The following is a 23,192-nucleotide window of genomic DNA, read 5'->3' as shown; positions in this document are numbered from 1 at the left end:
CCCGCGCCCGCGCCGGCGCGGCGGAACGGCGCATCCCCCTGCCGGCCGACCTGCCGGCGCTCACCCAGGCGCGGTCGGGCTCCGGCCTGGCCCGCTTCCTCGGCGCCTGGGGCGGCCCGACGCTGTGGAACGAGCTCGGCCGCGACCTGCTGCTGATCGTGCTCTCGGTGGACGAGGCCGCGCGCACCGCGGAGGTGCTGCTCGCCGGCAACCTCGGCAACCCCCGCACCTTCAGCGACGGGCTGCGCCCCGGCTTCGAGCGCGCCCGCGCCCGCTACGAGTTCGGCAAGCTGGTCTGGACCGACAGCGCCGGCGAACGCTACGAGGTCTCGCCGCTGCTTGCCGGCGACGGGCTCGAGCTGGTGCAGACCCGCTCGCTCACCAGCGCCTGGCGCACCGGCGACCAGGCCCGGACCCACCTGGCGCGCATCGAGTAGCGGCCGCGCCGCGGCCGCTCAGATCAGGCAGAGCGCCGCGAGTTCGCGCCGCAGCCGCGGCGGCAGCCGCTCCAGCCCGCGCGCCGGCACCGCCGGGCGCGCCGCGACGTCGGGCGGCGCGTCCTCCGGCGCCAGGTAGCGCCATCCCTGGAACGCCTTCACCGGCCGCGCCTCCACCGGCACCAGCGCCGGATCGAGCACGAGCGCCGCGCAGGCGCTGCCGTCCGCCATCCGGTCCTCGCGGATGTCGAGCACGCGCTGGCGCACGCGGACGAAGCCCGCGACCACCCAGTAGATCGAGCCGCCGGCAAGGATCTCCTCCGCCCGGCGGGGGAACAGGCGGGTGCGGTGGCGCAGCGGCGGGTCGGCGCGCCGCCGCTCCGCCTGGAGCGCGCGCAGCTCGGCCACGTCCCGCGGCCCGACCGAGAGCTTGAGGAGGTGCAGCGCCACGGCCCGATTCCGTGGACCGCGGGGCCGAGTCCGCGCAAGCCCCGTTCCGCCCCCGGACGCGCCGGCTCAGCGCGCGGGCGCCGCCGGTCCCGGCGCGCCGCGGGCGCCGCGCCGGCGCAGCCATTTCTCGACCTCGACGGCGGCGAACACGACGCCCGGCGCCAGCACGCAGAAGGCCAGCTCGCCGGCGCCGAGCGGCTCGGTCCGCATGACCTCGTTGAGGAACGGCACGTAGATCACCGCGAGCTGCAGCGCCGCGCCGAGCAGCACCGCGCCGAGCAGCGGCCGGTTGGAGCCCAGCCCCGCCTGGAACAGCGAGGCGTCGCCCGCCCGGATCGCCATCACGTGGTAGAGCTGCGCGAAGGTGAGCGTGCAGAACACCACGGTCTGCCAGCGCGGCGAGCCGCTCGCCATCGCGAAGGCCTGGGCGCCGATCGAGAGCGCGCCGATCAGCGTCCCGACCCAGACGATGTGCAGCCCGACGCCGCGGGCGAAGACGCTCTCGCCCGGCGGGCGCGGCGGGCGCTCCATGATGCCCTTCTCCTCCGGCTCGGCGCTGAGGGCGAGGCCGGGCAGCCCGTCCGTCACCAGGTTGACCCAGAGGATGTGGATCGGCAGCAGCGGCAGCGGCAGGCCGAACAGGGGCGCGGCGAGCAGGACCAGGATCTCGCCCAGGTTCCCGGACAGGACGAACTTGATGAACTTGCGGATGTTGTCGAAGATCCGCCGCCCTTCCCTGACCGCGGCGACGATGGTGGCGAAGTTGTCGTCGAGCAGCACCATGTCGGACGCCTCGCGCGTCACGTCGGTGCCGATCCGGCCCATCGCCACGCCGATGTCGGCGCGCTTGATCGCCGGCGCGTCGTTCACCCCGTCGCCGGTCATCGCCACGAATTCGCCGCGGCTCTGCAGCGCCTCGACGATCCGGATCTTCTGTTCCGGGTCCACGCGGGCATAGACCCGCACGCGCGCCGCCTCCGCCGCCAGCTCCTCGGGCCCGAGCCGCGCCAGGTCGCGCCCGGTGAGGACGCGCCCCTCCGGCCCTTCCAGGATGCCGAGGCGGAGCGCGATCGCGCGCGCCGTCAGCGGATGGTCGCCGGTGATCATCACCGGCGTGATGCCGGCGGTGCGGCACTCGGCGACGGCCTGCGGCACCTCGGGCCGGGGCGGGTCCATCAGCCCGACCAGCCCGACGAAGACGAGATCGCGCTCGACCGTCTCGGGCGCCAGCCTCTCCGGCACGGCCGGCCAGTCGCGGCGGGCGACGGCGAGCACCCGCAGCCCCTCCGCGGCCATGCGCTCCGCCTCCGCGAGCAGGGCCGACGGCTCGATCGGCGCCGGGCCGGCGGCGGTCAGGCGCGCCGTGCACAGCGCGATCACCCGCTCCGGGGCGCCCTTGGTGAAGGCGATCACGCCGCCGCCGTCCGGCGCGCGGTGCAGGGTCGTCATGCACTTGCGCTCGGAATCGAAGGGCAGCTCGGCGAGGCGCGGGGCACGCGCCTCGAGCGCCGGCCGCTCCACCCCCGCCTCGCGCGCGGCGAGGTAGAGCGCGACCTCGGTCGGGTCGCCGGTCACCGTGCCGTCGCGCCCCGCCGCCGCATCGTTGTTCAGCGCCAGCGCCCAGAGGAAGGAGCGCCAGGGCTCGGCTTCCGCCGCCCGCTCCGGCGCCGCGGCCCGGCGCTCGCCATCCACCGCGAAGGCCTCGGCCACCATGCGGTTCTGCGTCAGCGTCCCGGTCTTGTCCGAACAGATCACCGTCACCGAGCCGAGGGTCTCGACCGCCGGCAGGCGGCGGATCAGCGCGTTGCGCCGCACCATGCGCTGGGCGCCGATCGCGAGGCCGATGGTCACCACCGCCGGCAGCGCCTCCGGCACCGCCGCCACGGCGAGGCTGACCGCGGTCAGGAACATCAGCGCCAGCGGCTCGCCGCGCAGCACGCCGAGCAGGAAGACGGCCACGCACGCGGCGATCGCGAGCAGCGAGAGCTGGCGGCCGAACGCGGCGAGCCGCTGCTGCAGGGGCGTGCGCCCCTCCTCGGTGGCGGAGAGGAGCGAGGCGATCCGGCCGAGCTCGGTCGCCATGCCGGTGGCGACGACGAGTCCCTTGCCGCGCCCGTAGGTCACGACCGTTCCGCTGTAGGCCATGTTGACCCGGTCGCCGAGCGGCAGGTCCGCCTCGGCGAGCGGCGCGGTCCGCTTCTCCACCGGCTGGGATTCGCCGGTCAGCGCCGCCTCCTCGACGCGGAGCTGCACCGCCTCGACCAGGCGGAGGTCGGCCGGCACCACCGCGCCCGCCTCGAGGAGCACGAGATCGCCCGGCACCAGCTCCGCCGCCGGCACGCTCGCCGCCTGGCCGTCGCGCAGCACGCGGGCGCGCGGCGCGGCGAGCTCCTTCAACGCCTGCAGCGCGCGCTCGGCGCGGTATTCCTGGACGAAGCCGACCGCCGCGTTCAGCACCACGATGGCGAGGATCGCGACCAGGTCCTCGATCTCGCCGATCAGCGCCGAGATGCCCGCCGCGGCGACCAGCAGCAGGATCATGAAGTCGGCGAACTGCCGGAGGAAGATCGCGAGCGGGCCGCGCCCCTTGCGGGCCTCGAGCTCGTTCCGGCCGTGGACGGCAAGGCGGCGCGCCGCCTCCTCGCGGGTCAGCCCGGCCGTGGCCGAGCTGGCGAGGCGTGCCGCGACCGCCTCGGCCTCCAGCAGATGCCAGGGCGGCGCGGCTGCGGCATCCGTCGGGGGGCGGGATGCGGAGGAGGCGCGGGGCTGTGGCATCGGTCCTGGCGTTCCAAGAGGGGCGCTGCGGCGGGGGTCGGTGGCCAATAGGCCCGCCCGCGCGCCCTGGCGAGCCCCGAAGGGCCGCCGCTGCGGCGCGCGGGCCGCCGGCCGCTCCCCGCCGCCGCCGCGCGGAGCGCGGGTACCGGTGTCCGGCCCGATCGGGGCGCCCCCCGCCGGCCTCGGCGCGACGCCGGGCAGGCGCGGCTGCAGGGCCGCGCCGGCACCGCGGCTTGGCCAGGCCTCGGTCCGGGCAGGGCCGCGCGCGGCCGCGACGGCGCGCCGCGACCGGCCGGCGCGCCCCCGCTTCATCGGCGGTTAAGCGGGGCGGAGTCTCCATGCGGACGACCGCGCTTCCGAGGAGACCCGCCCGCATGCAGTTCTTCCGCAACCTGTCGGTCGGCAGGAAACTGGCCACCTCGGCCCTGTTCGCGATCCTGCTGAGCGTCGGCCTCGTGGTCCTGGTCCGCTGGCAGGCCGCGACGGTGGCGGAACAGCAGGCGGCGCAGGACCGCGCCATCCGGGCGGAGCTGGACCTCCGGCAGGCGCTCGCGACCTACGCCGCCGGCCGCGCGGCCGAGAGGGACGCCGCCGCCGCCCAGGTCCCGGCCGAACTCGACCGCCTCGCGGCCGAGGCCGGGCAGATCGTCGCCAGCCTGCGCGGCCTGGTCGAGGACGCCGCCGCCAGCGCCACCCGCCCGGCGACGCGGGAGGCGATCCTCGCCGTCCTGCCCGCGGTCGAGGACTGGCACCGCGCCTTCGCGACCCTGGTCGAGCAGCGGCGCGTCCTGATCGAGCGGCGCGATTCCCGGTTCTTCCCCCTATCGGGGGAGTACGATTCGTCGCTGGAGGCGGTGCAGAGCGCGCTGGAATTCGACCTGCCTCCGGAAGCGAAGGCGGAGGCGCGCGACCGCTACCAGACCTTCCACAGCGCCGTCTCCGAGATGCGGATCGCGGTCCAGGCCTTCCTCGCCAGCGGGGCGGAGAACCAGGCGCAGCGGGCGCGGCGGGGGCTGACCCTGGCGCGGGTGCACCTGCGCGGGGTGCAGGCCGCGGTCGGCGACGACGGCCCGGCCGCCGCGGTCTTCCGCCGCGTCGGCGAAGCGGCGCTCGGCCTCGCCGCGGCGACGGAGGAGATGATCGCCGCCGGCCATGCCGTGGAGACGGCGCGGCGCGAAGGGACGGGGCCGGCCGGCGAGCAGATCCGCCAGGCCCTCGCGGACGCGGGCGCGACCCTGCGCGCCGAGGGCGCGGCGAGCCGCGACGCCGTCGCCGCCGCGGTGGCGCAGATGGACCTCGCCGTGCTGCTCGGCGGCGTCGGGATGGCGCTGATCCTCGCGGTCTCCGGCACCCTGACGGCGCGCGCGATCGGCACGCCGCTGCGCCGCCTCGCCGGGATCATCGACCGGATCGCCGCGGGCGAGACGGCGCTCGAGGTGCCCGAACGCGGCCGCCGCGACGAGATCGGCCGCATCGCCGAGGCGCTCGAGACGCTGCGCGGCGAGGCGGCCCGCGCCTTCGCCCGCGGCCAGATGCTCGAGCAGATGCCGATCGGCGTCATGATGGCCGACCCGCGCAACGACTTCCGGATCACCTACCTGAACACGCGCGCGACCGAGATCCTGCGCCGGTGCGAGGACGCCCTGCCGGTGAAGGCCGATGCGCTCGAGGGCCAGAGCGTGGACATCTTCCACCGCGATCCGGGCCGCATCCGCGCGCTCCTCTCCGACCCCGCCCGGCTGCCCTACAGGACGCGCATCCGCCTCGGCGCGGAGACGCTCGATCTCACCGTCAGCGCCATCCGCGACGCCGCGGGCGGCTACGCCGGGCCGATGCTGGCCTGGTCGGTGGCGACCGAGCAGGCGCGCCTCGCCGACAGCTTCGAGGCGCAGGTCGGCGCGGTGGTCGAGGCGGTGGCGGCCTCCGCGGCGCAGGTGCAGGCGGCGGCGCAGGCGCTGGCGGGCGCAGCCGAGACCTCCGGCAAGGAGGCGACGGCGGTGGCCGAGGCCGGCAACCGCGCCAGCGCCGAGGTGCAGGCGGTGGCCTCCGCCGCCGAGGAGATGGCCGCCTCGGTCGAGGAGATCACCCGCCGCGTCGCCGAGGCCGCCGAGGTCGCGCGGCGCGCGGTGGAGGAGACGCGCGCCACCGACGCCACGGTGCAGGGCCTCTCCGAGGCCGCGGCGCGGATCGGCGACGTGGTGCGCCTGATCGGCGACATCGCCGGGCAGACCAACCTGCTCGCGCTCAACGCCACCATCGAGGCGGCGCGCGCCGGCGAGGCCGGCAAGGGCTTCGCCGTGGTCGCGGGCGAGGTGAAGACCCTCGCTGGCCAGACCGCGAAGGCGACCGAGGAGATCGCCCGCCAGATCGCCGGCATGCAGCAGGCCACGGCCCAGGCGGTGGAGGCGATCCGCGGCATCGGCGCCACCGTCGAGCGCACCTCCGAGATCGCCACCGCCATCGCCGCCGCCGTCGAGGAGCAGGGAGCGACGACGCGCGAGATCGCGCGCAGCGCCGCCCAGGTCGCCGACAGCACCGGCACGGTCGCGAGCCGCATCGAGGCGGTGCGCCGCGCCGCCGGCGAGACCGGCGAGGCGGCCGACGCACTGCTCGGCGCCGCCGGCGGCCTCGCCGAGCAGTCCACGGTCCTGCGCGGCCGCGCGGCGGAGTTCCTCGCCGCCGTCCGCCGGGCCTAGAGCGGATCGCGGACGGCCGGGAGCGCGGACCCGCTCGCCCGACAACGGGCCGGAACTGTTGCCGCGAACACGGCCGAGCGGAAAGGCCTCCGGCGCGCGGCGGGGATCAGCGGGCGAGCGGCGCGGTGCGCGCCATCTCGCGATAGGTGAATGCCCCGTCCGCCGCCGCGGCCTCCTGCACCGCGAGGTCGAGCAGCGCGTGGCGCGGCGAGAGCGCGCAGGCCGGGTCGGTCGCCGCCGCGTCGCCGGTCAGCGCGAAGGCCTGGCAGCGGCAGCCGCCGAAATCCATCTCGCGCCGGTCGCAGGAGCGGCAGGGCTCGGGCATCCAGGCGGTGCCGCGGAAGCGGTTGAACGCCTCCGAGCGGTGCCAGATCTCGGCGAGCGGCACCTCCCGCACGTCGGGGAAGTCGAGGCCCGGCAGGCTCTCCGCGGCATGGCAGGGCAGCGCCTTGCCGGCGGGCGTGACCGCCAGCACCCGCCGCCCCCAGCCGCCCATGCAGGCCTTCGGCCGCTTCGCATGGTAGTCGGGGATCACGTAGTCGATCACCAGCCGCCCCTTGTGCGCCGCGCGCGCGGCCTCGACCGTCGCGGTCGCGGCGTCGAGCTGCGCGCGCGTCGGCAGCAGCGCAGCGCGGTTGGCGAGCGCCCAGCCGTAGTACTGCACATGCGCCACCTCCAGCCGCCCGGCGCCGAGCTCGAGGGCGAGCGCGATCAGCGCCGGCAGGCGATCGAGGTTCTGCCGGTGCACGACCGCGTTCAGCGTCAGCGCCAGCCCGGCGGCGCGGACCAGCCGCGCCGCGGCGAGCTTCCTCTCGTGCCCGCCCGCCATGCCGCCGATGCGGTCGGCGGAGGCCGGCTCGGCGTCCTGGACGGAAAGCTGCACATGGTCGAGCCCCGCCGCCGCCAGCGCCTCGACCTTCGCCGCGTCGAGCAGCACGCCGGCGGTGACCAGGTTGGTGTAGAGCCCCGCCTCGGCGGCCGCGCGCACCAGCTCCGGCAGGTCGCGCCGCGCCGTCGGCTCGCCGCCCGAGAGATGCACCTGCAGCACGCCGAGCGCCGCCGCCTCGCGGAACACCCGCGCCCAGGTGGCGGTGTCCATCTCCTCCCCGGGCCGGGTCAGCGCCAGCGGGTTGGAGCAGTAGGGACAGCGCAGCGGGCAGCGATGCGTGAGCTCCGCGAGCAGGCCGAGCGGGGGCTCGACGGCAGGGCCGGCGGCGCTCACGTCACGATCACCCCTTTCGCCGCGAGGTCCTCGAGCAGCTCCGTCACGTCCGCCGCGATCTCCGCGCGCGGGGCATCGAAACGGGCAGCGAGCGCGTCCACGATCGCCTCCACGCTGCGCGCGCCGTCCACCAGGCGCAGCACCTCGAGCGCAGTCGCGTCGGGGACGAACAGGCGCTCCGGCGCCATCACCACCCAGCGGCCGCCGCGCGCCGCGTCCTCGCGCAGCCGCACGCCGCGCGCAAGCCGCGGGACGGAGGCGCCGGTGATGGCGGCGGCCGTCACGTCTCCTCCGGCCGGAAGGCGCCGGGCGGCGGCAGTCCCGGCTCGACATAGGCGAAGTGGAGCGCGTCGAGCTGCGCCCAGAGCAGGTCGCACTTGAAGCGCAGCGCGCCGAGCACGAGCTCCTGCTCGGCCCGCGTGCGCGCCTCGCGCTTGACGTAGGCGAGGGCGAACTCGGCGTCCTGCGGCGCCTGGGTCAGCCGCGGCGCGAAGTAGGCGAGCGTGTCCGCCGAGATGAAGTCGTAATTGCGCAGCATCCCCTCGACGCGCTCGCTGATGATGGCGGGCGAGAACAGCTCGGTCAGCGAGGACGCCACCGCCTCCAGCACGCTGCGCTCGCGCACGAAGGCGACGTAGGCGTCCACCGCGAAGCGCGTCGCCGGCAGCAGGCCCCGGAGCGAGGTCACGTACTCGCGGTCGAGGCCGAGCCCGTCGGTGAGCCTCAGCCAGCGCTCGATGCCGCCCGGCCGCACCCCGTCCCCGTCGTGGTCCACGAGGCGGCGGCGCCATTCGCGGCGCAGCTCCGGCGTCGGCAGGCGGGCGAGCAGGGTGGCGTCCTTCCTCGGGATGGAGGCCTGGTAGTAGTAGCGGTTCAGCGCCCAGGCCTGCACCTGGCCCCGGGTCAGCTTCCCGCCGTGCAGCAGCCGGTGGAAGGGGTGCAGGCTGTGGTAGCGCTCCGCGCCGATGGCGCGCAGGCGGCGCTCCAGTTCCTCGGGCGGGAGCGGTTCGGCGTCGCTCACAGCGCGATCTCCATGCCGTCCCAGGCCACTTCCCAGCCCGCGGCCTCGACCGCCGCGCGCTCCGGGCTGTCCTCGAGCAGGACGGGGTTGGTGTTGTTCAGGTGGATCAGGATCTTGCGCCGCACCGGCAGGTCGCGGAAGGCGGCGAGCGTGCCCTCCGGCCCGTCGAGGCTCATATGGCCCATGCGCGCGCCGGTCTTCGGGCCGGCGCCGGCGCGGATCATCTCGTCGTCGCGCCAGAGGGTGCCGTCGAACAGCACCGTGTCGGCGCCGGCGATGCGCCGGCGCAGCGCGGGGGTGAGGGCGGCGCAGCCGGGGATGAACAGCAGCGCCGGCCCGCCCCCCGCCGCGCGCAGCGCGAGGCCCACCGTCTCCCCCGCCTCCGTCCGGCCCGGGTCGGCACCGTCCGCCGCCTCCCGGAACAGCGGCACCTTGCCCGGCACGGCGAACGCCTCGACGAGCAGGCCGAGCGGCTCGCCCGCGGCGTCGCGGAGCGGCAGCGTCGCGCCAGACGGCAGCTCCCGGCGCGGCACGATCGCCGGGTTCACCGCGTTGAAGATCGGGTTCTCGCGCAGCACCGCGAGCACCGGCGCCCCGGCGTAGAGGGCGAAGGCGTGCCGCTCGCGCAGGGTGAGCAGGCCGGCGATGCAGTCCACCTCGCCCCCGGTCAGGATCACCGCCGCGATCGGCGAATGCCGCACCGCGCCCGGCGCGGGGCGCGGATGCAGCGGCGGATTGGCCTCGATCTGCGCCCGCAGGTCGGGCGCGGCGTTCAGCAGGACCCAGCGCTCCCCGTCCGCGGTGACGGCGAGCGAGGTCTGAGTGCGTGGCCGCGCTGCCGGGTCGCCCGCGCGCGCCCGGCGGCACCCGGGCCCGGCGGAGTTCCACTGCGGAAAGCCGCCCCCCGCCGCGGCACCGAGGACCAGCGCCCGGAGCATCCCCCTCACCCCCCGGCCGGCGGCCCATGTCGCGGCGGGCACGTCGCAGCTCCGGGGCGAGGGTCGCCCCGGCCCGCCGGCGCCCCGGCCACCGGCGCCGGATCAGGCCTCGGCGCAGGCGTAGCAATTGATCTCCATCGCCAGGGAGATCTCGGTCACGCGGGGCTTCTTCCAGCTCATGGGCGCATCCTCCGTTCGGTGCGTTGGCGCGAGGCAGCGGGCAGGCGATCCTGCCGCCCCCAGCATCGGGGGTCGGCCGCGAAGGTCAAGGCAAAACCATTCGCAGCCGCGGGGGAGCCCTGCGCGCGCGGCGCTTGAAGCGCCGGCCCGCGCACCGTAGAGGGACGCCGCGGCTCCGAGGGACGGGGCCGGGTGGACGGGAGCCAGCAGGTCATGGGCTATCGGGTCGCGGTCGTCGGCGCCACCGGTGCGGTGGGGCGCGAGATGCTGAAGACCCTCGCGGAGCGGGAATTCCCGGCGGACGAGGTGATCGCCCTCGCCTCCGGCCGGTCGGCCGGGCAGGAGGTGTCGTTCGGCGAGAAGGCCGTGCTCAAGGTCCAGAACCTGGAGAAATTCGACTTCACGGGGGTGGACATCGGCCTGTTCTCGCCCGGCGCCGCGGTCTCCGCCGTGCACGCGCCGCGCGCCGCCGCCGCCGGCTGCGTCGTGATCGACAACACCAGCCACTTCCGCATGGAGCCGGACGTGCCGCTGGTGGTGCCGGAGGTGAACCCGCACGCGCTGCGCCACTTCCGCAAGCGCAACATCATCGCCAACCCGAACTGCTCGACCATCCAGATGGTGGTGGCGCTGAAGCCGCTGCACGACATCGCCCGGGTGAAGCGGGTCGTGGTCGCCACCTACCAGTCGGTCTCCGGCGCCGGGAAGGAGGCGATGGACGAGCTGTGGTCGCAGACCCGCGGCGTGTTCGTGAACGACTCGCCGAAGCCGGAGCAGTTCACCAAGCAGATCGCCTTCAACGTCATCCCGCACATCGACCGCTTCCTGGAGGACGGCTCCACCAAGGAGGAGTGGAAGATGGCGGTCGAGACGCGCAAGATCCTCGACCCCGACATCGCCGTGATCGCGACCTGCGTGCGCGTGCCCGTGTTCATCGGCCACGCCGAGGCGGTGCACGTCGAGTTCGAGCGCCCGATCACCGAGCAGCAGGCCTGGGAGGCGCTGCGCGCCGCGCCGGGCGTGACGGTGCTCGACCGGCGCGACGACGGCGGCTACGCGACGCCGGTCGAGATCGCGGGCGAGGATCCGGTCTACGTCTCCCGCCTGCGGCGCGACCCGACCGTGCCGCACGGCCTCGCCTTCTGGTGCGTCGCCGACAACCTGCGCAAGGGCGCGGCGCTCAACGCGGTGCAGATCGCCGAGGAGCTGGTCCGCCAGGGCGCGATCGAGCGCAAGGCGGCGTAGTGTGCGGACCGGTGCGGCGGTGCCGCGCGGCGCGGCGCGCCGCGATGAGGAGCGCGCCCTCGCCGCGGCGCGGCGCGCCCTGACCGGCCGAGGCACGCAGTCCGCCCGGTCATGAACCGCATCGGCACGGAATGGCTCTGGCTGACCGCCGCCGGCCTGTCCGAGGTGGTCTGGACCGTCACGCTCAAATACACGGACGGCTTCGCCCGCCTCGGCTGGAGCCTCGCCACGCTCGCCGCCATGGCGGTGAGCTTCTACTGCATGTCGCGCGCCCTGCAGACGCTGCCGATGGGCACGGTCTATGCCGTCTGGACCGGGATCGGCGCCGCCGGCGCGGCGCTCTGGGGCATGGCGGTGGAGGGCGATCCGGCGACGCCGCTGCGCATCCTCTGCCTGGCGCTGATCCTCGCCGGCGTCGCCGGCCTCAAGCTCGCCCAGGGCTGACCCCGCGGCCCCCGCGCCCGCTTGCCGCCCCCGCCGCGTCCCCCCCCCACACTCGCGCAAGCCTTTGATCCCGCGAGCAAAACCTGCCGTGCCGTCCCCGGGGAGCGGCCGTGCAGGCCGTGCCGTGCGGGCGATGGCGGCCCCATCGGCCGGGAGGGAGCAAGCCATGGAAGGCGGGATCGGCAGGCGGAGCCTGGGCAGGGGCGCCGCGCTCGGGGCAGCGGCGGCGGCCGCGACGGTCGCGGGCGGCAGCGGCGCGGCGCGCGCCGCGGGCGGCGACCTTTCGCGCCAGGACCCGGTCGAGGTGGTGGTCGAGCTTGGCACCTCCGACGGGCGCCAAGCCTTCGAGCCGCGCCAGCTCCGCTTCGAGACCGGGCGCCTCTACCGGCTCGTGCAGCGCAACCGCAGCCCGCACCCGCACTACTTCACCTCCGAGGGCCTCGCCGCCAGCGTCTGGACGCGCAAGGCGCAGGTCGTGCAGCGCCGCGACGGCCACGCCGAGACCCTCGCCGAGTTCAAGGGCGCGATCCGCGAGATCGAGGTCTATCCCGGCCACGAGGCGGAGTGGCGGTTCGTCCCCGTCGCCACCGGCCGCTTCGCCGACCTGCGCTGCGACATCAGGGCGGAGGACGGCAAGACCCATGCCGAGCACGGCATGCGCGGCGAGATCGTCATCGCCTGACGCCCGCCGGCCGCGCCGTTTTCGCCCGGCAGCGCTCGCCGCAGCGGCCCCGGCCATCGCGGGGAGCGCCGGTTCGCGCTTCCGGCCGTCGCCGGCCGTCCGCGAGCGGCTCTACCGCGCGTCCGGATAGTCCCGCCCCGCCCGCGCGCGGTAGGGCGGCAGCGACCAGCCGTGCCGGATCGCCGCGCCGCGGATCGCGAAGCCGAGCGCGATCCCGGCCGCGAACGCCGCCTCGCGCGGCAGCGCCGGCAGGCCGAGCCGCAGCGCGACGAACCCCGCCGCCCCCGCGGCGGCGGCCGTGGCGTAAATCTCGCGCCGCAGGATCAGCGGCAGCTCCTGGCACACCACGTCGCGCAGGATGCCGCCGAAGGTCGCGGTGACGGTGCCGAGCAGCACCGCGGCCCACGGGTCGGCCCCGGCCGCCAGCGCGATCTCCGCCCCGACCACGGCGTAGAGCGCGAGCCCCGCCGCATCGGCCCAGAGCAGCGCGCGGAAGCGCGATTCGATCAGGTGGGCCGCGAAATAGCCGGCGAGCCCGACCGCGGCGCACAGCCCGACCAGCTCCGGCGCCGCCAGCCAGAACACCGGCGTGCGGCCGAGCAGGAGGTCGCGCACCGTGCCGCCGCCGAAGCCGGTGATCGCCGCCACCAGCACGAACCCGACCGGGTCGAGCCGCTTGCGCGACGCGACCAGGGCACCGGAGGCGGCGAACACCGCGATCCCGCCGAGATCGAGCCAGCCGAGCAGCCGGTCGAGCGCCGCGCCCACGGCGGACCGGACCGCTCCTACTCGGCCGCCACGGGACGGGCGGCCGGCGCCGTGCCGCGCCGGGCGGCCCGCGCCGCGCCCTCCGCCCCGCCCATGCAGAGCAGCGACAGCCCGAGCAGCGCCGCCACCGCCGGCAGCACCAGCTCCGGATGGCCGAGGTCCATCAGGAGCCCCATCGGCACCGGCATCAGCGCCGAGCCGAGCGGCAGGCCGGAGGAGACGAAGCCGAACACCTTGCCGATCTCGCCGGGCGGCGAGGCCTCCTTCAGCATCACGTCGCGCGGCGTGCGCGAGGCGCCGAGGGCAAGGCCCGCCGCCGTCGCCACCGCCGGCATCAGCGCCTCCGGCATCGGCACCAGGCCGAGGGCGAGCAGCAGCGCCATCGCCGCGAGCGTCAGCAGCACGACGAAGCCGGCCAGGCCGCGCCGTGCCCGGTCCGCCACCACGCCGCCGACCAGCGTGCCGAGAGTGGCGCCGGCCATGTAGCCGGTCAGCACCATCGAGCCGACCGCCACCGGCGTGCCCCAGAGCTGGCCGAGCACGGCGATGACGAAGCTCTGCACGCCGGAGCCGGCCATGGCGCTGAGCAGGAAGAAGCCGAAGAACAGCAGCATCGGCCTCGACAGCAGGAGCCGGCGCCCCGCCGGCGCCGCCGCGGCGTCCGCCGTCCGCTTCGGCTCCGGCTTCGCCTGGTCGCGCAGGATGCGGCTCTGCCAGAGGATCGCTGCGACCACCGGCACGCCGAGCAGGCCGACCAGCAGCAGGGCGGCGCGCCAGCCCATCGCGGTCGTCAGCAGCGCGATGGCCGGCGGCGCGAGGGCGAAGCCGAGGTTGCCGGTGAAGGTATGGAGCGCGAAGGCGCGCCCCATGAACGACTTGTGCACGCTGCCGGCGAGGATCGCGTAGTCCGCCGGGTGGATCACCGAATTCCCGACCCCCGAGAGCAGCGCCAGCGCCACGATCATCCAGAACTCCGGCGCCGCCGCCATGGCGGAGACCGAGAGCGCCATCAGCAGCGTGCCGCCGACGAGGAAGGGCCGCGCGCCGTGGCGGTCGATCCAGAACCCCATCGGCGTCTGCAGCGCCGCGGTGGTCGCGCTCATCACCGCCGTGGCGAGGCCGAGGGTGGCGTAGGAGACGCCGAACTCGGCCCGCCAGGCGAGGAACAGCGGCGGCAGGCAGAGCATGTAGAAGTGGCTGAGGAAGTGGCCGCAGCCGATCAGGGCGCAGATGCGGAGATCCCGGCGGCGCGACGCGGGCGGAGACGGGCCGGGGCCGGGCGGGGCGGCGCCAGGGGCAGCGGTCATCGGCAGGCGTGATCCATGCGGTTCCGCGGCAGTCTGCGTCCCGGCCGGAGGGGGGTCAATGCGCCGCCGGCCGGCCGGCAGGGCCGCGTCGCGCGCCGCGACCGCCTCGCGCCCGCATCGCCCGGCCGCGTCCGCCCCGCAGTCTCCGGCTTGACGAACCGCGGGGCTCCATCCTTTGCTGCGCGCGGACGACAACGACGCCCGCCTCGAGCGAGCGGGCGCAGCGGGACGCACGCGAGAGACGCGTTCGGGAGGACACCAAGCCGATGCCCAGCACCACCGCAACGACGAGGCGCGCCCTGCTGCGGACAGGGGCCGCCGGCGCGCTCGCTGCCACTGTCCCGGCCAGCCCGCGGGCCCAGGGGCCGGCGCGCGGCGAGCCGCTGCGCGTCGGCGTGATGACCGACCTCTCCGGCCCCTTCGCCGGCGCCGGCAGCCAGCCGCTGTTCTGGGGCGCCGAGGTCGCGATCGAGCTGTTCAACGAGCGCGGCGGGGTGGACGGGCGCCCGGTGCAGGCCGTCACCGCCGACAGCCAGAGCAAGGCCGACGTCGCGATCAACGAGGCGGAGCGCCTGCTCGGCCAGGAGGGGCTCGAGGTGGTGACGGGGATCTACTCCTCCGCCCACGCCGTGCCGCTCTCCGGCCGCTTCGAGCAGGCGCGGAAGATCATGTGGATCACCAGCGCCATCTCGACGGCGGTGCTGAAGGACCGCAACCTGCGCTACGTGTTCCGCCCGACCGTGCATTCCGACCAGTACGGCGAGGCCTCGGTCTCCTTCATCCACGAGCACGCGCAGTCGAAGCTCGGCACGCCGCCGGAGCGGGTGCGGCTGGCCGCGATCTACGAGGACGGCCCCTACGGCACCGGGGTTGCCGCCGCGATCGAGGCGAACGCGAAGGCGCGCAACATGCCGCTGGTGCTGAAGGAGGGGTATTCCGCCAGCGCGCCCGACCTCTCCACCCTGGTGACGAAGCTCCGGCGCGAGCGCCCGGACGTCATCCTGCACACCGGCTACAACCCGGACATCACCCTGTTCCTGCGCCAGGCCAAGGCGGGCGGGCTGCGCTTCAAGGCGCTGATCGGCCACGGCGCCGGCTACGCGCAGATCGACCGGCTGACCGAGGCCTTCGGCAACGACGTGAACTACGTCTACAACGTGGACCCGGTGGGGACGCAGATGCTGGACTGGTCGAAGCTCGGCCCCGGCGTCGGCGACCTGGCGAAGGTCTTCGTCGAGCGTTACCAGGCCAAGCACCGCGTGCGCGACCTTCCCGCGCACGCCTCGATGGGCTTCAACAACACCTGGATCTTCCTCGAGCACGTGCTGAAGCCGGCGGTGCGCAAGACGGGCGGCATGTCGGCCGAGGCGCTGCGCGAGGCGGCGCTGGCGGTGGACATCCCCGTCGGCGGGACCATCCAGGGCTACGGCGTCAAGTTCGCCGCGCCGGGCACGCCGATGTCCGGCCAGAACGAGCGCGCCTTCCCGGTGGTGATGCAGTTCGAGAACGCCAGGGGCCGGGTGGTGTGGCCGACCGCCATCGCCAGCGCGCCGCCGGTGCTGCCGCTGCCGCCCTCCAGCCCCTACGCGGCGCGTTCGTGAGCGTGGCGGCGCCGCCGCTGCTCGCCGTCGAGGGGCTGACCAAGCGCTTCGGCGGCTTCACCGCGGTGCAGGGGGTCTCCTTCACGGTCGCCGAGGGGGAGATCCTGGGGCTGCTCGGGCCGAACGGCTCGGGCAAGAGCACCACCTTCAACTGCATCGCCGGCATGCTGAGGCCGACGGCGGGCTCGGTGCGCTTCGCGGGGCGGGAGATCGGCGGCCTGCCGGCCGACGAGGTCTGCCGGCGCGGGATCGGCCGCACCTTCCAGATCCCCCGGCCCTTCCGCCATCTCACGCTGCTCGAGAACGCGCTGCTCGCCGCCCACTACGGCGCGGGCGGCGCGATCACGCAGGCGGAGGCGGAGGCGCGGGCGCGCGACGCGCTGCGCCTCGCCCAGCTTCCGGACGATGCGCACGCGACGGTCGCGGGGCTGGGCGCGGCGGGGCTCAAGAAGCTCGAGCTCGCGCGCGCCCTCGCCACGCGGCCGCGGCTGCTGCTCGCCGACGAATCGCTCGGCGGGCTCGACGCGGCGGAGATGCGCGCCGCGGCCGAGATGCTCAAGCGCATCCGCGACGAGCGGGGCATCACCATCGTCTGGGTCGAGCACATCATGGGCGTGCTGCTCTCGGTCGTGGACCGCGTGGTGGTGCTCGACCACGGCGCGGTGATCTTCGAGGGCACGCCGCAGGCGGCGCAGGAGGATCCGAAGGTGGCGGAGGTCTATCTCGGCCCGCCGGAGGCGCGCGCGGCATGAGCGCGGCCGTCGCCGCGGCCCGGAGCGCGGCCCCCGCGGCCGCGACCCTGGAGCTGTCCGGCATCCGCGCCGGCTACGGCGACTTCCAGGCGCTGTTCGGCGTGGACCTGCGCGTCGCCCCCGGCGAGGCGGTCGGCGTCGTCGGCCCGAACGGCGCCGGCAAGACCACCCTCTTGCGCGTGATCTCCGGCCTGCTGCGCCCGACGGCGGGGACGCTGCGCTACGGCGGGCACGACCTCACCGCGGTCGCGCCGCACGAGCTGCCCGCCCTCGGCATCGCCCACGTGCCGGAGAACCGGCGCCTGTTCCCGCACCTGACGGTGGAGGAGAACCTCCGGGTCGGCGCCTACGCCAGGACCGCGCGCGCGCACTTCGCCGAGCGGCGCGACCGCGTCTTCTCGCTCTTCCCGCGCCTCGCCGAGCGGCGCCACCAGCTTGCCGGCACGCTCTCGGGCGGCGAGCAGCAGATGTGCGCGATCGGCCGCGCGCTGATGTCGGGCCCGCGCCTCCTCCTCCTCGACGAGCCCTCGGCCGGCCTCGCGCCGATCGTGGTGCAGCAGGTCTTCGCCCTGGTCCGCCGCATCCGCGAGGAGGGGCTCACGGTGCTGATCGTCGAGCAGAACGTGGCGCAGGTGCTGCGCGTCGTGGACCGCGCCTACGTGCTGGAGACCGGCCGCATCGCGGCGGCGGGCAGCTCCGCCGCGCTCGCCGCCGATCCCGCCATCCGCCGCAGCTATCTCGGGATGCACTGATGGACCCCTTCCTGCTCGAGGCGCTGGTGAACGGGGTGCTGCTCGGCGGCGTGTTCGCCCTGCCGGTGCTCGGCCTCAACCTGGTCTTCGGCGTCGTGGACGTGATCTGGCTCTGCTACGCGGAGCTGGTGATGGTCGGCATGTACGCGGTGTGGTTCCTCTACACCCAGGCCGGATGGCCGCTCCCCCTGGCCTTCGCCGCCTGCCTGCCGTTCGTCGCCGCGCTCGGCGTGCTGCTGCACGTCCTGGTGGTGCGCCCGCTCCTGCGCGCGCCGCCGATCAACCAGGTGCTGGCGACGGGCGGCGTGCTGTTCGTGCTGCAGGGCGTCGCGACGCTGGTGTTCTCGACCGACTTCCGCAGCCTCGGCGTCGAGATGCCGCCGATGGAGGTGGGCGAGGTCTTCGTCTCGGGGACCAAGCTCGCCGCCTTCCTCGCCGCGCTCGCCGGCGCCGCGGCGCTCTGGGCCTTCCTCAAGTTCACCTACGTCGGCACGGCGATCCGCGCCATCGCCCGCGACCGCGAGGTGATGCCGCTGATGGGGGTGGACCCGCGCCGGATCTACCTCATCACCTCCGCGGTCGGCGGCACGCTCGCCGGCTTCGCCGCCTGCCTGCTGGTGGTGCAGCTCGACGTGCACCCCTTCGTCGGCCTCTCCTTCGGGCCGATCACCTTCATGATCTGCGTCATGGGCGGCCTCGGCAACATGCTGGGCGGCTTCCTCGCCGCCTTCCTGATGGGGCTGATCGTCTCGGTCGGCGGCTTCTGGTGGAACACGGAGATGTCCTACGTCGTCGCCTTCGTGTTCTTCATCGCCGTGATGTTCCTCCGGCCGCAGGGGCTGTTCGCCCGATGACGGCGCGCGAGATCCTGCTGGCGCTGCCCGTGCTGGCGGCGCTCGCCTGCCTGCCGCTGCTCGGGCCGCCCGACTACTTCATGCACCTCGCCATCACCGCGCTGCTCATCGCCCTCGCCTGCACCGGCTGGGCGCTGATGGGGCGCTTCGGCCTGGTCTCCTTCGGCCACGGCGCCTTCCTCGGCATCGCCGCCTACAGCATGGCGCTGCTGTGGAACCTCGCCGGCCTCACCCCCTGGATCGGCCTGCCCCTCGGCGTCGCCCTCGCCGCCCTCGCCGCCGCGCTGCTCGGCTGGCCGGCCTTCCGCCTGCGCGTGGTCGGCCACTACTTCGCCCTCGTCACCCTCGCCGCCGGCGAGATCGTGCGCATCCTGGTCACCGCGACCCGCTCCGTCACCGGCGGCTCGCTCGGCATGACGCCGAACCAGGCGCCGCCCGGCGAGGCGCTCGCCGCGATGCAGCTCGGCAAGGCCGGCTTCTGGTGGCTGGCGCTGCTCGCCTGGGCCGGCGGACTGCTCGCCTGGCGCCTGCTCGACCGCTCCATGACCTCGAAGGCGCTGGCCGCGGTGGCGGAGGACGAGGACGCGGCGGCCTCGATCGGCATCCGCGTGGCGCGGGAGAAGCTCAAGGTGACGCTGCTCTCGGCCGCCTTCGCCGGCCTCGCCGGCGGGCTGATGGCGCAGTACCGCATGTACCTCAACCCGGAGACGCTGGCGGGCCTCGGCATCTCGCTGCAGATCGTGTTCGGCGCGCTCGCGGGCGGCATGTACAGCCTGATCGGGCCGACCATCGGCGCGCTGTTCACGATCGGCCTCGACGAGACGCTGCGGGTCGCCTTCGGCACCCAGTTCATCGGCGCGGCGCCGCTGATCTACGGCCTGCTGCTGGTGCTGTTCGTGCTGTTCCTGCCGCGCGGCATCGCCGGGCTGCTCGAGCGGCGCCCGCGCCGCGCCCCGGCGGCCGCGCGCGCCGCGCCGGCCGAGGCGGCGGCGGTCCCGGCCGCCGATCCGCCGCGCGCCTGATCCGGAAGGGAGGACCCGCGCCATGACGGACTGGCTGCGTCTCCAGGGCCTCGCCTGCGTCGTCACCGGCGGCGCCGGCGGCATCGGCCGCGCGATCGGCGCCGGGTTCGCCGGCGCCGGCGCGCGCGTCGCCCTGCTCGACCGCGACGGCGCGGGCGCCGAGGCGGCGGCCGCGGCGCTGCGCGCGGGCGGCGCCGAGGCGATCGGCCTCGCCTGCGACACCACCGATCCGGCCGCGGTCGAGGCCGCCGCCGCCGAGGTGCAGCGCCGCCTCGGCGCCGCCGACGTGCTGGTCAACAACGCCGGCATCCTGCGCCCCGGCCCGCTCGAGTCGCTCTCGCTCGCCGACTGGAACCAGGTGCTGGCGGTCAACCTCACCGGCTACCTCCTCTGCGCCCAGGCCTTCGGGCGGCAGATGCGCGCGCGCCGGCGCGGCGCCATGGTGCACGTCGCCTCGATCGCCGCGCTCGAGCCGCAGACCAACAGCGGCGCCTACAGCGCGAGCAAGTCGGCCGTTGCCATGCTCTCGCGCCAGATCGCCGCCGAATGGGGCCCCTGGGGCATCCGCAGCAACGCCGTCTGCCCGGGCCTGGTGCGCACGCCGATGTCGCAGGCCTTCTATGCCGTTCCGGGCGTCGAGGAGCGCCGCAAGGCCATGGTCCCCGTCCGGCGCATCGCCGAGCCGGAGGACATCGCCGACGCCGTGCTGTTCCTCGCCAGCGCGCGCGCCGCCTACGTGAACGGCGCCACGCTGCTGGTGGACGGCGGGCTCGACTGCATGCTGATGGACCTCATCCCGCGCCCGGGCTTCGAGCGGGCGCCGCCGCCGGCCGGGACCTGAGGCGCGCGGGCGGCCCCCGCATTCCCACCGCCGCGCGCGGCGCCTATGCTGCGCGCCACGCGAGAGGAACCGCCCGCATGACCTCGAGGACCGACACGCCTCCGGCGCGCAAGCCGCGCGGCCGCCTGTTCTTCGCCAATCCGGGCCCGACCAACATCCCGGATTCGGTGCTGCTCGCCTGCGCGCACAACAGCGTGGACTTCAACGACGACGACTTCTTCGCCCTGTTCCAGGACTGCGTCGCCGGCCTCAAGCGGGTGCTGAAGACGCAAGGAGAGGTGTTCCTCTACACCGCCTCCGGCCACGGCGCGTGGGAGGCGAGCCTCGCCAACCTGTTCTCCCCCGGCGACCGGCTGCTGATGCTGGAGACCGGCTACTTCTCCGAGGGCTGGGCGCAGATGGCGCGCGACCTCGGCCTCGAGGTGCAGACGGTCGCCGCCGACTGGCGGCGCGGCGTCGAGATGGCGGCGGTGCGGGCGGCGCTGGCCGGGGACCGTGCGCACGCGATCAGGGGCGTCTGCGTCGTCCACAACGAGACCTCGACCGGCCTCCGGCTCCCGGTCGAGGAGGTGCGCGCCGCGCTCGACGAGACCGGCCATCCCGCGCTGCTGCTCGCCGACACCATCTCCTCGCTCGCCTCCTTCGACTTCCGCATGGACGAGTGGCGCGTGGACGCCGCGGTGGGCGGCAGCCAGAAGGGCCTGATGCTGCCGACCGGCTTCAGCTTCACCGCCGTCTCGGAGAAGGCGATGGCGGCGCACCGCACGGCCCGCCTGCCGCGGCACTACTTCAACTGGACGAACATGCTCGCCCGCAAGCACCGCAGCTTCGTCGGCACGGTGCCGATCGCGCTGTTCTACGGCCTCAAGGAGTCGCTGCGCCTGCTCGAGGAGGAGGGCCTCGAGGAGGTCTTCGCCCGCCACGCGCGGCTCGCGCGCGCGGTGCGCGCCTGCGTGCAGCACTGGTCCGGCAACGACGGCCCGCAGATCTTCTGCGCCAACCCCGCGCGCTACTCCGATACCGTCACCACGGTGCTTATGCCGCCCGGCCACGACGCGGAGGCGGTGCGGCGCACCGCGCTGCAGCGCTTCAACGTCTCGACCGGCGGCGGGCTCGGGCGGCTCGGCGGCCAGGTGTTCCGCATCGGCCATCTCGGCGACCTGAACGAGCCGATGGTGATCGGCACGCTCGGCGCGGTGGAGATGGCGCTGCGGCTGAACGGCGTGCCGCACGCCCCGGGCGGCGTCGAGGCCGCGCTCGAATCGCTGACCGCCTCCGCGCGCGGCTGAGCGGGCCCCGCCGGCGCGCGGCGCGGCAGGAGGGACGCGCGCACCGCGCCCGTTCCGGGCCGGCGCCGCATGGCCGACGTGCGGGCGGAGAAGCCGCGGCGCGTCCCCTCGTCGCGCGTCGGCGGCAGAGGCCCGAGGCACATGCTGGGGTGCGCGGGGGTTTCCCCCGCCTCCTTCCCGGCTGGCTGCAGCCGCGCCTGCGGGCGCGCATCAGGGGCGGCCAGGGCCGGGATGCCTGCCTGCGGGAACAACGGCCTCCTCTCTGTTCTTCAAGGGTTCCCAGCGGATAATCAACATCTCGTGAATTCCGGCGTTGCGTCGCCATTCGGGACTCGCGCGTTGGCGCTGCGATGTCGTTTCTTTCTCGAAATCCGAGCAGAAACCAGATCGCCTTACGCCAAGAGTTGCCCGCCCCGGGCGGCAGCACAACCGCCGCAGCGGCCAGCGGGAGGACTGCCCATCACCAGCCCCTGGAGGAGCGAATCATGACCTACCTGCACAAGCCGACGATCCTCACCACCGCGCCCGCGCAGGCCTCGAGCCCCGCCGACGCGGCGGCGCGGCTGGGCGTTCCCGCCGGCGGCTCGCACGCCCCGGCGCATGTCGAGGTCGCGGCCTGGCGCTACGACAACCTCGAGGTCGCGCTCGACACGGAGCACCGCTGCTTCTGGGCTTGGCAGCGCCCGACCGGGCGGCCGAGCTACACGATGGCGCTGATGCAGGACATCAGCGCCATGCAGTTCGCCATCCAGCGCCTGTTCGCCGAGCGCGCCGCGGGCGGCGAGAAGCCCTTCGACTGGTTCGTGATGGGCTCGCGCGTGCCGGGGATCTTCAACCTCGGCGGCGACCTCGGCCTGTTCGGCGAGCTGATCCGCAAGGGCGACCTGGAGTCGCTGCGCCACTACGGGCACGTCGCGGTGGAAGCGATCCATCGCAACCACACCGCCTTCGACGTGCCGGTGATCACCCTCGCCCTGGTGCAGGGCGACGCGCTCGGCGGCGGGTTCGAATGCGCCCTCTCCTACGACCTGATCGTGGCGGAGAAGAGCGCCAAGCTCGGCCTGCCCGAGATCCTGTTCAACATGTTCCCCGGCATGGGCGCCGTGAGCTTCCTCTCGCGCCGCCTCGACCGCGTGCGGGCGGAGAAGCTGATCACCAGCGGCAAGATCTACACCGCCGAGGAGCTGCACGAGATGGGCGTGGTGGACGTCCTCGCCGAGGACGGCATGGGCGAGGCGACGGTGGAGGAGTTCATCGAGCGCAACGCCCGCAAGCACAACGCGCTCTACCACATGCAGAAGGCGCGCCGCCGCGCCAACCCGATCACGCTCGAGGAGCTGCGCGACGTGGTGGACCTCTGGGCCGAGGCGGCGGTCAACCTGACCGAGCCCGACCTGCGCAAGATGGCGCGCCTGACCGCGGCGCAGGACCGGCGGATCGCCAGCCTCACCCCGGCCGCCCCGGCGATGGCCGCGGAGTAGTCGCCGTGCGGCGGGGCTCGCTCCCCGCCGCGCCCCTCCCCGGCCCGGGACGAGGGACGTCGTCTGGCATGCGCGGGACCGGCGGTGCCCCCGATGCCGCTTCCGTTCGGCGGTACGCGCGGCAACGGCCCTTCCGTGTTGGCTGAGGCGCCGAGCCGCGCGTCGAGGCGGTTCTGGTGGCCCGCGACCCGTTCTCAGGCTGTTTCCGCTCGGTGTTGCGCGCCGCAACGGCTGCGGCAACGGCTTTGCCCCGTTGTCTGCCGAGCCGATTGCCACCCCTGCCCGTTTCCTGCCCGGCGCGCTCCGCGCTAGGGTCTGTTAGAGCTTGAATGCTATGCCCATGTTGTGGGGATGGCGGAGAAGAGCGGCGGCGTTCAGGTGTTCACGGATGCGGCCTGGGCGGAATGGGAGCCGCTGATCGAGGCGACACGGCCG

At 75.0% G+C, this 23,192-nt stretch carries 21 protein-coding genes and 1 pseudogene; 13 read left to right on the top strand and 9 right to left on the bottom strand.

The genetic code is table 11. The features are described 5' to 3' along the window. Positions 1 to 437 (top strand): hypothetical protein (locus K1J50_RS15390; protein ID WP_220118645.1); only part of this gene is annotated, 437 nt, incomplete at its 5' end. Between the two features lie 18 nt (positions 438 to 455). Here K1J50_RS15390 and K1J50_RS15385 read toward each other — a convergent pair. Further along, positions 456 to 887, bottom strand: coding sequence for a DUF1489 family protein (locus K1J50_RS15385; RefSeq protein WP_220118644.1), 432 nt, complete (start codon positions 885 to 887; stop codon positions 456 to 458). A 66-nt stretch (positions 888 to 953) separates the two neighbouring features. After that, on the bottom strand, positions 954 to 3,662 hold the full coding sequence (locus tag K1J50_RS15380) for a cation-translocating P-type ATPase (RefSeq protein WP_220118643.1): 2,709 nt from the start codon (positions 3,660 to 3,662) through the stop codon (positions 954 to 956). Positions 3,663 to 4,036: 374 nt separating this feature from the next. Here K1J50_RS15380 and K1J50_RS15375 point away from each other — a divergent pair, with 374 nt between their 5' ends. Then, positions 4,037 to 6,358, top strand: a complete 2,322-nt coding sequence (locus tag K1J50_RS15375) for a methyl-accepting chemotaxis protein (protein ID WP_220118642.1) — start codon at positions 4,037 to 4,039, stop codon at positions 6,356 to 6,358. A gap of 106 nt (positions 6,359 to 6,464) precedes the next feature. Here the strand turns inward: K1J50_RS15375 and pqqE are convergent, their stop codons facing one another. From pqqE to pqqA, 5 genes are all read right to left on the bottom strand, one after another. Continuing rightward, a complete protein-coding gene (gene pqqE, locus K1J50_RS15370) occupies positions 6,465 to 7,580 on the bottom strand; it encodes a pyrroloquinoline quinone biosynthesis protein PqqE (RefSeq protein WP_220118641.1) in 1,116 nt (371 codons plus the stop codon). Continuing rightward, a complete protein-coding gene (gene pqqD / locus K1J50_RS15365) occupies positions 7,577 to 7,864 on the bottom strand; it encodes a pyrroloquinoline quinone biosynthesis peptide chaperone PqqD (protein WP_220118640.1) in 288 nt (95 codons plus the stop codon). Before pqqD ends, pqqE begins: the two co-directional genes overlap by 4 nt. Continuing rightward, complete coding sequence (gene pqqC / locus K1J50_RS15360; RefSeq protein ID WP_220118639.1) at positions 7,861 to 8,601, bottom strand: pyrroloquinoline-quinone synthase PqqC; 741 nt, start codon at positions 8,599 to 8,601, stop codon at positions 7,861 to 7,863. The genes pqqD and pqqC overlap by 4 nt, the downstream gene beginning before the upstream one ends. Then, complete coding sequence (gene pqqB, locus K1J50_RS15355) at positions 8,598 to 9,539, bottom strand: pyrroloquinoline quinone biosynthesis protein PqqB (RefSeq protein ID WP_220118649.1); 942 nt, start codon at positions 9,537 to 9,539, stop codon at positions 8,598 to 8,600. The genes pqqC and pqqB overlap by 4 nt, the downstream gene beginning before the upstream one ends. A gap of 102 nt (positions 9,540 to 9,641) precedes the next feature. Then, the gene (gene pqqA, locus K1J50_RS19645; RefSeq protein WP_369413621.1) at positions 9,642 to 9,719 is read right to left on the bottom strand and encodes a pyrroloquinoline quinone precursor peptide PqqA; all 78 of its coding nucleotides are present in this window, start codon (positions 9,717 to 9,719) and stop codon (positions 9,642 to 9,644) included. Positions 9,720 to 9,932: 213 nt separating this feature from the next. Between pqqA and K1J50_RS15345 the strand changes: the two genes are divergently transcribed. The 3 genes from K1J50_RS15345 (at position 9,933) to K1J50_RS15335 (ending at position 12,090) form a co-directional block, all read left to right on the top strand. Then, positions 9,933 to 10,964: an aspartate-semialdehyde dehydrogenase gene (locus K1J50_RS15345; protein ID WP_220118648.1), complete on the top strand. Its 1,032-nt coding sequence runs from the start codon at positions 9,933 to 9,935 to the stop codon at positions 10,962 to 10,964. A gap of 111 nt (positions 10,965 to 11,075) precedes the next feature. Next, a complete protein-coding gene (locus K1J50_RS15340) occupies positions 11,076 to 11,408 on the top strand; it encodes a DMT family transporter (RefSeq protein ID WP_220118637.1) in 333 nt (110 codons plus the stop codon). Positions 11,409 to 11,574: 166 nt separating this feature from the next. Continuing rightward, positions 11,575 to 12,090: a cupredoxin domain-containing protein gene (locus K1J50_RS15335; protein ID WP_220118636.1), complete on the top strand. Its 516-nt coding sequence runs from the start codon at positions 11,575 to 11,577 to the stop codon at positions 12,088 to 12,090. Between the two features lie 111 nt (positions 12,091 to 12,201). Here the strand turns inward: K1J50_RS15335 and K1J50_RS15330 are convergent, their stop codons facing one another. Together K1J50_RS15330 and K1J50_RS15325 are read right to left on the bottom strand one after the other, a co-directional pair. After that, a complete protein-coding gene (locus tag K1J50_RS15330; protein WP_220118635.1) occupies positions 12,202 to 12,858 on the bottom strand; it encodes a trimeric intracellular cation channel family protein in 657 nt (218 codons plus the stop codon). 17 nt (positions 12,859 to 12,875) lie between these two features. After that, positions 12,876 to 14,165 (bottom strand): MFS transporter, encoded by a 1,290-nt coding sequence (locus K1J50_RS15325; protein ID WP_220118634.1) that lies wholly within the window; start codon positions 14,163 to 14,165, stop codon positions 12,876 to 12,878. A 266-nt stretch (positions 14,166 to 14,431) separates the two neighbouring features. Here K1J50_RS15325 and K1J50_RS15320 point away from each other — a divergent pair, with 266 nt between their 5' ends. The 8 genes and pseudogenes from K1J50_RS15320 to K1J50_RS15285 all read left to right on the top strand — a co-directional run bounded on the left by K1J50_RS15320 (position 14,432) and on the right by K1J50_RS15285 (position 22,757). Further along, positions 14,432 to 15,766, top strand: coding sequence for an ABC transporter substrate-binding protein (locus K1J50_RS15320; protein WP_220118633.1), 1,335 nt, complete (start codon positions 14,432 to 14,434; stop codon positions 15,764 to 15,766). After that, the gene (locus K1J50_RS15315) at positions 15,763 to 16,518 is read left to right on the top strand and encodes an ABC transporter ATP-binding protein (protein ID WP_369413620.1); all 756 of its coding nucleotides are present in this window, start codon (positions 15,763 to 15,765) and stop codon (positions 16,516 to 16,518) included. Before K1J50_RS15320 ends, K1J50_RS15315 begins: the two co-directional genes overlap by 4 nt. A 107-nt stretch (positions 16,519 to 16,625) precedes the next feature. Next, positions 16,626 to 17,270, top strand: a pseudogene (locus tag K1J50_RS15310) (ABC transporter ATP-binding protein); the annotation flags it as partial. Further along, positions 17,270 to 18,124: a branched-chain amino acid ABC transporter permease gene (locus K1J50_RS15305; RefSeq protein ID WP_255575331.1), complete on the top strand. Its 855-nt coding sequence runs from the start codon at positions 17,270 to 17,272 to the stop codon at positions 18,122 to 18,124. The pseudogene K1J50_RS15310 and the gene K1J50_RS15305, both read left to right, overlap by 1 nt. Further along, complete coding sequence (locus tag K1J50_RS15300) at positions 18,121 to 19,146, top strand: branched-chain amino acid ABC transporter permease (protein WP_220118631.1); 1,026 nt, start codon at positions 18,121 to 18,123, stop codon at positions 19,144 to 19,146. The genes K1J50_RS15305 and K1J50_RS15300 overlap by 4 nt, the downstream gene beginning before the upstream one ends. Before the next feature lie 22 nt (positions 19,147 to 19,168). Continuing rightward, positions 19,169 to 19,987, top strand: a complete 819-nt coding sequence (locus tag K1J50_RS15295) for an SDR family NAD(P)-dependent oxidoreductase (RefSeq protein ID WP_220118630.1) — start codon at positions 19,169 to 19,171, stop codon at positions 19,985 to 19,987. A 77-nt stretch (positions 19,988 to 20,064) separates the two neighbouring features. Further along, a complete protein-coding gene (locus tag K1J50_RS15290; RefSeq protein WP_220118629.1) occupies positions 20,065 to 21,276 on the top strand; it encodes a pyridoxal-phosphate-dependent aminotransferase family protein in 1,212 nt (403 codons plus the stop codon). Between the two features lie 485 nt (positions 21,277 to 21,761). Then, a complete protein-coding gene (locus K1J50_RS15285) occupies positions 21,762 to 22,757 on the top strand; it encodes a crotonase/enoyl-CoA hydratase family protein (RefSeq protein WP_220118628.1) in 996 nt (331 codons plus the stop codon). The last annotated feature ends 435 nt before the right edge of the window (positions 22,758 to 23,192 follow it).

Source organism: Caldovatus aquaticus (genome assembly GCF_019458025.1).
In the GTDB taxonomy this organism is placed as follows: Bacteria; Pseudomonadota; Alphaproteobacteria; order Acetobacterales; family Acetobacteraceae; genus Caldovatus; species Caldovatus aquaticus.
Note: the sequence above shows the minus strand (reverse complement) of the source record. Positions and strands in the feature narration are given on the sequence as shown.

Bases quoted from the DNA above. Each gene is read 5' to 3' on its own strand.
- K1J50_RS15325 (WP_220118634.1), bottom strand. From the start codon at position 14,165: ATGACCGCTGCCCCTGGCGCCGCCCCGCCCGGCCCCGGCCCGTCTCCG.
- K1J50_RS15345 (WP_220118648.1), top strand. From the start codon at position 9,933: ATGGGCTATCGGGTCGCGGTCGTCGGCGCCACCGGTGCGGTGGGGCGC.
- K1J50_RS15290 (WP_220118629.1), top strand. From the start codon at position 20,065: ATGACCTCGAGGACCGACACGCCTCCGGCGCGCAAGCCGCGCGGCCGC.
- K1J50_RS15340 (WP_220118637.1), top strand. From the start codon at position 11,076: ATGAACCGCATCGGCACGGAATGGCTCTGGCTGACCGCCGCCGGCCTG.
- pqqB (WP_220118649.1), bottom strand. From the start codon at position 9,539: ATGCTCCGGGCGCTGGTCCTCGGTGCCGCGGCGGGGGGCGGCTTTCCG.
- K1J50_RS15295 (WP_220118630.1), top strand. From the start codon at position 19,169: ATGACGGACTGGCTGCGTCTCCAGGGCCTCGCCTGCGTCGTCACCGGC.
- pqqA (WP_369413621.1), bottom strand. From the start codon at position 9,719: ATGAGCTGGAAGAAGCCCCGCGTGACCGAGATCTCCCTGGCGATGGAG.
- K1J50_RS15305 (WP_255575331.1), top strand. From the start codon at position 17,270: ATGGACCCCTTCCTGCTCGAGGCGCTGGTGAACGGGGTGCTGCTCGGC.
- K1J50_RS15320 (WP_220118633.1), top strand. From the start codon at position 14,432: ATGCCCAGCACCACCGCAACGACGAGGCGCGCCCTGCTGCGGACAGGG.
- K1J50_RS15375 (WP_220118642.1), top strand. From the start codon at position 4,037: ATGCAGTTCTTCCGCAACCTGTCGGTCGGCAGGAAACTGGCCACCTCG.
- K1J50_RS15300 (WP_220118631.1), top strand. From the start codon at position 18,121: ATGACGGCGCGCGAGATCCTGCTGGCGCTGCCCGTGCTGGCGGCGCTC.
- K1J50_RS15335 (WP_220118636.1), top strand. From the start codon at position 11,575: ATGGAAGGCGGGATCGGCAGGCGGAGCCTGGGCAGGGGCGCCGCGCTC.
- K1J50_RS15285 (WP_220118628.1), top strand. From the start codon at position 21,762: ATGACCTACCTGCACAAGCCGACGATCCTCACCACCGCGCCCGCGCAG.
- K1J50_RS15380 (WP_220118643.1), bottom strand. From the start codon at position 3,662: ATGCCACAGCCCCGCGCCTCCTCCGCATCCCGCCCCCCGACGGATGCC.